This is a genomic window from Chengkuizengella axinellae, assembly GCF_030730905.1.
GTDB classification, from domain to species: Bacteria; Bacillota; Bacilli; order Paenibacillales; family KCTC-33759; genus Chengkuizengella; species Chengkuizengella axinellae.
Map to the genome: position 1 here is coordinate 1 of NZ_JAVAMP010000065.1, position 357 is coordinate 357.

At 43.4% G+C, this 357-nt stretch carries 1 protein-coding gene; it reads right to left on the reverse strand.

What is annotated here, in order from left to right; genetic code table 11:
• A partial coding sequence (locus Q5Y73_RS24685) for an Ig-like domain-containing protein (RefSeq protein ID WP_305994578.1) occupies window positions 1–357 on the reverse strand: 357 nt, incomplete at both ends.

Consider the following 357-nt stretch of genomic DNA (forward strand, 5'->3'; position numbering starts at 1 on the left):
GTTGCTACTTCACTTATTTCTGCTTCTGCACTTCCATCTCCTGAATCTGTCACGGTAAACGTAAAGGTATCTGGGCCGTTATATCCTTCTGCTGGGGTGTAGATGACTTCCGAACCTTCTACTGTGATCGTTCCGTTCTGTACACTTGATTCATCTACGTTAAAGAATAACTCAGATGAATTGGTTTCATCATCACTTCCAGTAAGGATGATTTCTACGGATTCTCCTTCATTCGTTTCCACAGCTTGATTATCTGCTGCTGGCTTCGTGTTCACTGGATTGACTGTGATCGTTATCGTTGCTGCTTCACTCGTTTGGGCTTCTGCTGTTCCATCTCCTAAATCTGTTACGGTAAAC